Source organism: Zemynaea arenosa, assembly GCF_004614185.1.
Lineage (GTDB): Bacteria > Pseudomonadota > Gammaproteobacteria > Burkholderiales > Burkholderiaceae_D > Telluria > Telluria arenosa.
The window spans coordinates 1-7,466 of record NZ_SPVF01000182.1 but is presented as its reverse complement, the minus strand read 5'-3'; the positions used below and the strand labels follow the sequence as shown (position 1 = coordinate 7,466).

Annotated in this window: 10 protein-coding genes; 9 read left to right on the top strand and 1 reads right to left on the bottom strand. The window is 65.6% G+C overall.

Annotated elements, in window-relative coordinates; all coding sequences use genetic code 11:
- The 9 genes from E4L96_RS14470 to E4L96_RS14430 form a co-directional block, all read left to right on the top strand.
- A partial coding sequence (locus tag E4L96_RS14470) for a heavy metal translocating P-type ATPase (protein ID WP_135207934.1) occupies nt 1-1,188 on the top strand: 1,188 nt, incomplete at its 5' end.
- An 11-nt stretch (nt 1,189-1,199) separates the two neighbouring features.
- On the top strand, nt 1,200-1,355 hold the full coding sequence (gene ccoS, locus E4L96_RS14465; RefSeq protein ID WP_135207933.1) for a cbb3-type cytochrome oxidase assembly protein CcoS: 156 nt from the start codon (nt 1,200-1,202) through the stop codon (nt 1,353-1,355).
- 233 nt (nt 1,356-1,588) lie between these two features.
- A complete protein-coding gene (gene ccoN, locus E4L96_RS14460; protein ID WP_135207932.1) occupies nt 1,589-3,055 on the top strand; it encodes a cytochrome-c oxidase, cbb3-type subunit I in 1,467 nt (488 codons plus the stop codon).
- Nucleotides 3,056-3,077: 22 nt separating this feature from the next.
- Nucleotides 3,078-3,692, top strand: coding sequence for a cytochrome-c oxidase, cbb3-type subunit II (ccoO, locus tag E4L96_RS14455; RefSeq protein WP_135207931.1), 615 nt, complete (start codon nt 3,078-3,080; stop codon nt 3,690-3,692).
- Between the two features lies 1 nt (nt 3,693).
- Nucleotides 3,694-3,879 carry a cbb3-type cytochrome oxidase subunit 3 gene (locus tag E4L96_RS14450; RefSeq protein WP_135207930.1) on the top strand — a complete coding sequence of 62 codons (186 nt, stop codon included), beginning with the start codon at nt 3,694-3,696 and terminating at the stop codon, nt 3,877-3,879.
- The gene (gene ccoP / locus E4L96_RS14445; RefSeq protein WP_135207929.1) at nt 3,872-4,828 is read left to right on the top strand and encodes a cytochrome-c oxidase, cbb3-type subunit III; all 957 of its coding nucleotides are present in this window, start codon (nt 3,872-3,874) and stop codon (nt 4,826-4,828) included. Before E4L96_RS14450 ends, ccoP begins: the two co-directional genes overlap by 8 nt.
- A gap of 28 nt (nt 4,829-4,856) precedes the next feature.
- A complete protein-coding gene (gene ccoG, locus E4L96_RS14440; protein ID WP_370660749.1) occupies nt 4,857-6,281 on the top strand; it encodes a cytochrome c oxidase accessory protein CcoG in 1,425 nt (474 codons plus the stop codon).
- 18 nt (nt 6,282-6,299) lie between these two features.
- Nucleotides 6,300-6,833 (top strand): FixH family protein, encoded by a 534-nt coding sequence (locus E4L96_RS14435; protein ID WP_135207927.1) that lies wholly within the window; start codon nt 6,300-6,302, stop codon nt 6,831-6,833.
- A gap of 33 nt (nt 6,834-6,866) precedes the next feature.
- A complete protein-coding gene (locus tag E4L96_RS14430; RefSeq protein WP_135207926.1) occupies nt 6,867-7,106 on the top strand; it encodes a hypothetical protein in 240 nt (79 codons plus the stop codon).
- A 9-nt stretch (nt 7,107-7,115) separates the two neighbouring features.
- Here the strand turns inward: E4L96_RS14430 and E4L96_RS14425 are convergent.
- The coding region (locus E4L96_RS14425) for a DsrE family protein (protein ID WP_135207925.1) at nt 7,116-7,466 on the bottom strand (351 nt) is incomplete at its 5' end.

Sequence of the window (7,466 nt, the reverse complement as noted above, 5' to 3'; positions counted from 1 at the left end):
CTGCTGGCCCGCCTGGCCGCGCGGGCCGGGCAGGGCAAGCCGCAGCTGGCGCTGTGGGCCGACCAGGTCGCAGGCTGGTTTGTGCTGGCGCTGCTGGTGCTGGCCGGCGCGGTGTGGGCCTTCTGGCATTGGCACGACGCCGCGCGTGCCTGGCCGATCGCGGTTGCGGTGCTGGTGGTGTCCTGTCCCTGCGCGCTGTCGCTGGCCATGCCGACCGCGCTGGCCGCGGCCACTGACACCCTGCTGCGCAAGGGCGTGCTGGTGATGCAGCCGCACGTGCTGGAAACGCTGCAGCGCGCCACCCATATCGTCTTCGACAAGACCGGTACCCTCACCGAAGGCCGCCCCACGATCGGTGCCACCGCCAGCTTCAGCGGCGTGACCGGCGTGCAGGCGCTGTCGCTGGCGGCTGCGCTGGAACAGGCCAGTGCCCACCCGCTGGCCTACGCCTTCGTCTCCGCCGCGCCGGACGGGCTGCCTGCGGCTTACGCCACCCGCCATGTCGCGGGCATGGGCGTCGAGGGCGAGATCAATGGCACCGCCTACCGTCTTGGTAGCCGCGCCTTCGTGGAAGCCCTGGCCGGCCCATGCCCGAGCCAGGAGGAGGGCGGCGTGTGGCTCGGCCGCCCCGGCGCCTGGCTGGCGCGCTTCACGCTTGAGGATGCGCTGCGCAGCGATGCCGCCGCCGTCATCCGCCGCTTCCGCGCCATGGGCAAGGAGCTGGTCCTGTTGTCTGGGGACGCCGACGACGCCGTGCAACGCACCGCCCACGCCCTCGGCATCGAACACGCCTACGCGAACCGCCTGCCGGGAGAGAAGCTGGCGCTGGTCCAGCAGCTGCAGGCGCAAGGCGCCGTAGTCGCGATGGTCGGCGACGGCATCAACGACGCCGCCGTCCTGCAGGCTGCCGATGTCTCTTTCGCCATGGGCAGCGGGGCCGCGCTGGCGCAGACGCACGCCGACTGCGTCCTGATGTCCGGCCGCCTGTCCGCGCTGGCCGATGCCGCCTCGATGGGCCGCCGCAGCGCACGCGTGATCCGCCAGAACCTCGCCTGGGCCACGCTCTACAACGCCGTCGCCATCCCCGCCGCCGCCTTCGGCCTGCTGACACCATGGATGTCCGGCCTGGGCATGTCGCTGTCCTCCGCCGCCGTCGTCATCAACGCCCTGCGCCTGCGCCGCGGCTAAAGGAACAACTGATGGAATCCCTCTACCTCCTGATCCCCCTGAGCGTGTTGCTGGTATTCGGCGCCCTGTGGATCTTCTTCCGCGCCTCCGACGGCGGCCAGTTCGATGACCTGGTCGGCCCCGCCTGGCGCGTCCTCACCGACGACGACCGCCCCGCCGACGACTGACGCCGGTATCGCCATCCAACACCGGGGTCAGGCACCGGGTTCCCGCCCCGAAAACGCGCCCCGTGCCGCTTTGACCAACCACAAACCGGTGCCTGACCCCGGTAGCGGGGTTCGATACCGCCAAGCGGAGTCCGAAGATCTCTTGATTTAGGTCAATTTGATTTGGGTCAAGGATTTTGGGGGGGCAGATTTGTAACCTGTCGGGGTCTTGTGGCACATCCTGGAGAACCCCTGTGGAATCTGAATTGAATTACAACTACAAAGTCGTGCGGCAGTTCGCCATTGCGACCGTGGTTTGGGGCGTGGTGGGCATGCTGGTCGGCGTGTTCATCGCCGCGCAGCTGGCCTGGCCGGCACTGAACTTCGACATCCCCTGGCTGACCTATGGCCGGCTGCGCCCGCTGCACACCAATGCGGTGATCTTCGCCTTCGGCATCAGCGGGCTGTTCGCGACCTCGTACTACGTCGTGCAGCGCACCTGCCAGGTGCGGCTGTTCTCCGACAAGCTGGCCGCCTTCACCTTCTGGGGCTGGCAGGCCGTCATCGTGCTGGCCGCGATCACCCTCCCCATGGGTTACACCCGCGGCAAGGAGTACGCCGAACTTGAATGGCCGATCTCGATCCTGATCGCCGTCATTTGGGTCGTGTACGCCATCGTCTTCTTCGGCACGATCTTCAAGCGCAAGGTCAAGCACATCTACGTGGCCAACTGGTTCTTCGGCGCCTACATCATCGCTGTGGCCCTGCTGCATATCGTGAATGGTATGTCGATGCCGGCCTCGCTGACCAAGTCGTATTCGATGTACGCCGGGGTGCAGGACGCGATGATCCAGTGGTGGTATGGCCATAACGCGGTCGGCTTCATCCTCACCGCCGGCTACCTGGGCATGGTCTACTACTTCATCCCGAAACAGGCCGAGCGCCCGGTCTACTCGTACCGCCTGTCGATCGTGCACTTCTGGGCCCTGATCTTCACCTACATGTGGGCCGGCCCCCACCATCTGCACTACACCGCTCTGCCTGACTGGACCCAGTCGCTCGGCATGGTGTTCTCGCTGATCCTCCTGGCGCCGTCCTGGGGCGGCATGATCAACGGGATGATGACCCTCTCGGGCGCCTGGCATAAGCTGCGCACCGATCCGCTGCTGAAGTTCATGATCGTCTCGCTGTCGTTCTACGGCATGTCGACCTTCGAAGGCCCGATGATGTCCGTGAAGACCGTGAACTCGCTGTCCCACTACACCGACTGGGGTATCGGCCACGTGCACTCGGGTGCGCTTGGCTGGGTGGGCTTCATCACCATGGGTTCGATCTACTACCTGCTGCCGCGTCTCGCGGGCAAGCGCGAAATGTGGAGCATGCGCCTGGTCGAGACCCACTTCTGGGTCGGTACGATTGGCGTGGTGCTGTACATCGCCGCAATGTGGATCGCCGGTGTGATGCAGGGCCTGATGTGGCGCGCGGTGAACCCGGACGGCACGCTCACCTACACCTTCGTCGAAGGCGTGCGCGCCACCTACCCGTATTACATCGTGCGCTTCCTTGGCGGTTCGCTGTACCTGAGCGGCATGCTGATCATGGCCTACAACACCTTCAAGACCTTCAGTGGCGGCGTGTTCAAGGACGCACCGATCCCGGTCCTTCCGAAGAGTGGCCAGGCTCCGGCAAGCACCACAGCCTCGGCACCCGTCCACGCATAAGGCATGAGAACTGGAGTAAGCAATGAAATTCAAACATGAAATGATCGAGAAGAGCCCGATCCTGCTGATCGTGCTGGTCCTGCTGGTGGTCTCGGTCGGCGGCCTGGTGGAAATCGTGCCGCTGTTCTTCCAGAAATCGACGGTGGAGCCGGTCACCGGCATCAAGCCGTATTCCCCGCTGCGCCTCGCTGGGCGCGACGTGTACATCCGTGAGGGCTGCTACAACTGCCACTCGCAGATGATTCGTCCGTTCCGGGCCGAGACCGAGCGCTATGGCCACTACTCGGTGGCCGGCGAATTCGTCTACGACCACCCGTTCCAGTGGGGTTCCAAGCGCACCGGCCCGGACCTGGCGCGCGTCGGCGGCCGCTATTCCGATGAATGGCACGCCACCCACCTGAACAACCCGCGCGACGTGGTCCCCGAGTCCAATATGCCTGGCTACCCCTGGCTGGCGCAGAACAAGCTGGACCCGCAGAGCATCGTCCCGCGCATGCGTGCCTTGCAGCGCGTCGGTGTGCCATACAGCGCGGACGAGGTTCGCAACGCTCCGGCCGAACTGGAAGGCAAGACTGAGCAGGATGCCCTGATCGCCTATCTGCAGGGCCTGGGCATCCAGATCAAGACGAGGAACTGACATGGAAGCATTTTTCGATGAAGCGAGCCGCCTGATGACGGTGGTGAGCATGGCCACTTTCCTGGGCATCGTGTTCTGGGCCTGGAGCGCCCGCCGCCGCGCGGACTTCGACCACGCCGCTGCGCTGCCGTTCGCGGACGAGGACACCCCAATTGCGACCCTGAGCAAGGAGGACCGCCATGTCTGATTTCTACAGCCCGTTCTGGAATATCTACATCGTTGTCCTGACGGTCCTGTCGATCCTGGGCTGCGGCCTGCTGCTGTGGTCCCAGTCGCGCATCAAGGTCAGCGCCGAGGAAGCGAAGAAGGCGCCCGACCAGATCGGGACCACGGGCCACGTGTGGGACGAAGACCTCACCGAACTGAATACCCCGATGCCGCGCTGGTGGATGGGCCTCTTCTGGCTCACCATCTTCTTCTCCGTGGCCTACCTGGTCCTGTACCCGGGCCTGGGCACCAACAAGGGCCAGTACGGCTGGAGCTCGGCCGACGCGTACAAGAAGGAACTGGCCGCGGCGGACGCGGAGTACGGGCCGCAGTTCGCCCAGTACCTCAAGACGGACATCAAGGTCGTCGCCGCCGACCCCAAGGCCCACGCCATGGGCGAGCGCCTGTTCCTCACGTACTGCTCGCAGTGCCACGGCTCGGACGCGCGCGGTAACAAGGGCTTCCCGAACCTGACCGACACCGACTGGCTGCATGGCGGCACGCCGGACAAGATCAAGGAAACCATCATGGGCGGCCGCCATGGTCAGATGCCGGTGATGGCCGGCGCCCTTGGTTCGGAGGAAGACGTGGCCAACGTCGCGCACTATGTGGTGAGCCTGTCGGGCGGCACGGCGGACCCGGTCAAGGCCACCCTCGGCAAGCCGAAGTTCGCAGCCTGCGCGGCCTGCCACGGCGCGGACGGCAAGGGCATGCAAGCCCTCGGCTCGCCGAACCTGACCGACAAGACCTGGCTGTACGGCGGCTCGGTCGAGACGGTGATGGAGACCATCCGCAAGGGCCGTAGCGGCACCATGCCGGCCTTCGGCGACTTCCTCGGCGAAGGCAAGGCCCACGTGCTGGCCGCCTACGTGTGGAGCCTCTCCAACGATCCGACCGCAAAGACCGCAGATACCACCGCAGCCAAGTAAGAGCAGCACCATGAACGCGAGCAGCAAAATGACCGGGACCGACAAGCCCCCCGCGGGCGCGAACGAACCAAAGGCCGAGCCCAAGGCTCAAGTCATCCATATGTACGCCAAGCGGGAGGACATCTTCCCGCGCGAGGTGAGCGGCCGCTATGCGACGCTGCGCTGGGTGTGCGTGTGGCTCACGCAGCTCGTGTTCTACGGGTTGCCGTGGTTGACGTGGAACGGCCGCCAGGCCGTCCTGTTCGACCTCGGCGCCCGCAAGTTCTACCTGTTTGGCCTCGTCCTGTGGCCGCAGGACTTCATCTACCTGGCCGCGCTGCTCATCATCTCGGCCTATTCGCTGTTTCTCTTCACAGCGGTGGCGGGGCGCGTGTGGTGCGGCTTCGCCTGTCCGCAGACGGTCTACACCGAGATCTTCATGTGGATCGAGCGGAAGACCGAAGGCACCCGCAGCGCACGCATGCGCCTCGCCAAGTCGTCCTGGACCTTTGACAAGATCGCGCGCAAGACCGCCAAGCACGCGCTGTGGATCGGCGTGGCGCTGTGGACCGGCTTCACGTTCGTCGCCTACTTCACGCCGGCCCTCAAACTGGTGGCGGAAGTGGCCACCATGGCGCTCGGCCCGTGGGAGGCCTTCTGGATCCTGTTCTACGCCTTCGCCACCTACGGCAACGCGGGCTGGATGCGCGAGCAGGTGTGCAAATACATGTGCCCCTATGCGCGCTTCCAGAGCTCGATGTTCGACAAGGACACGCTGATCATCAGTTACGACGAGCAGCGCGGCGAAACGCGCGGTGCGCGCAAAGGCGACCGCACGGGCCTGGGCGACTGCATCGACTGCTCGATGTGCGTGCAGGTCTGCCCGGTCGGCATCGACATCCGCAATGGCCTGCAGTACGAGTGCATCAGCTGCGGCGCCTGCGTCGATGCCTGCAACACGGTGATGGACAAGGTCAACCTCCCGCGTGGGCTGATCCGCTACGCCAGCGAGACCGGCATCAAGAACCGCTGGTCGCCGCGCGAGATCGCGCGGCGCATGCTGCGCGCCCGCGTGCTGATTTATTCCGGCCTGCTGGTGGCGATCATCGCGCTGTTCGGGGTGACGCTGGCGGTGCGCTCGCCGCTCAAGGTGGACGTCATCCGCGACCGCGGGTCGATGGGCCGCGAAGTGGAAGACGGCATCATCGAGAACGTCTACCGCCTGCAGGTGATGAACACCAGCGAGAAGGCGCACCGCTACCGCATCACGGTCGAGGGCCTGCCGGGCATCAAGCTCGCCACCGAGACCGAGATCACCATGCAGCCGACCGAGGGGCGCCCGGTGCCGGTGCGCGTGCGGGTGCCGCACGGAGTGGGCGAAAAAGGCTCGAACAAGATCGAATTCGAAGTGACCGCGCTCGACGACCCGTCGATCCGGGTCGAGGAAAAGGCCGTCTTCATCGTTCCGCGCTGAAGACGACAGGAGAATGACATGCAAGCGACTCTGAACGCCAACGCAGGCGCAAACACCCCGTGGTACAAGCACCGCTGGCCGTGGTTCCTGATGCTCGGTCCCGCCGCCGTGGTGGTCGCGGGCAGCTACACTATCTACCTGGCCGTCACGCGCCAGGATGCGATGGTGGTCGGCGACTACTACAAGCAGGGCAAGGCCATCAACCAGGACCTGCGCCGCGACCGCGTCGCCACGCAGCTGAGCCTCAGCCTGGGCATGCACTACGACGCCGAGGCGCATGCCCTGCGTGGCATGCTGTCCAGCGCCGCCATGCCGATGAGTAGCGAGGTGCATATCCGGCTCGCGCATCCTACCCAGCCGGAAAAGGATGTGCAGCTGCTGGTGCGCGCCGGTGCCGATGGGCGCTTCTCGGTCGCGCTGCCGCAGCTGGAACAGGCGCGCTGGCAGGTCACCGCGGAAAACGGCGCGCGCTCGTGGCGGCTGGAAGGCGCCTGGCTCTGGCCCCGTGAGACCGGGATCGAGCTGAAGGCCGACCAGGCTACGAACGACTGATCCGAATCTCCGTCTTATCTACCGGAGCAACCCATGCTGCGTCTCGCCCTCCAGATCCTGTGGCCTGCCTTTCTCGTGGCGATTGCGGCCGAAGGCTGCTTCTTTTCCGCCTTCGATGTCGAGGACCTGATGCAGCTGACCGGAGTGCACACGCTTGAGCCGCTGGCGGGCTACACCCTCGGCTTCTTCTTTTTCTGGTTCTGGATCACGCTCGGTGCCTCGCTCAGCTTCTATCTGAGGCACGTGCCCAACGACGGCAACCACCGCCTCTGATCCGCACCTTCAGGACCGGATGTAGGCCCAGCCCTCGGCCTGCCGCTTGACGATGGCGGCGGCGCCGGAGGACACCGCGGTCACTTTCGGTGCCAGGTCCTTCACGTCCAGCTTCAGCGCGCGCATCGTGTTCTGGCACGCGTGCGCCGCCACGCCGGCCTGGATCGCCTCATCCAGCCGCGCCGCCACCGGCGAATCGCTCTTCAGCATCCCGATGCCTGGCCCGAAGGCGACGATCTCGATCGCCACGTTGGCCGCGCCGAGGTCCTGCTGCACGTTGCGCGCATTGTTGAGAGTCATTTGCCACTTGGCCTGGTCGGCATCGCTGACCTGGAAGACCACGCGGTAGGCTGGTGCGCC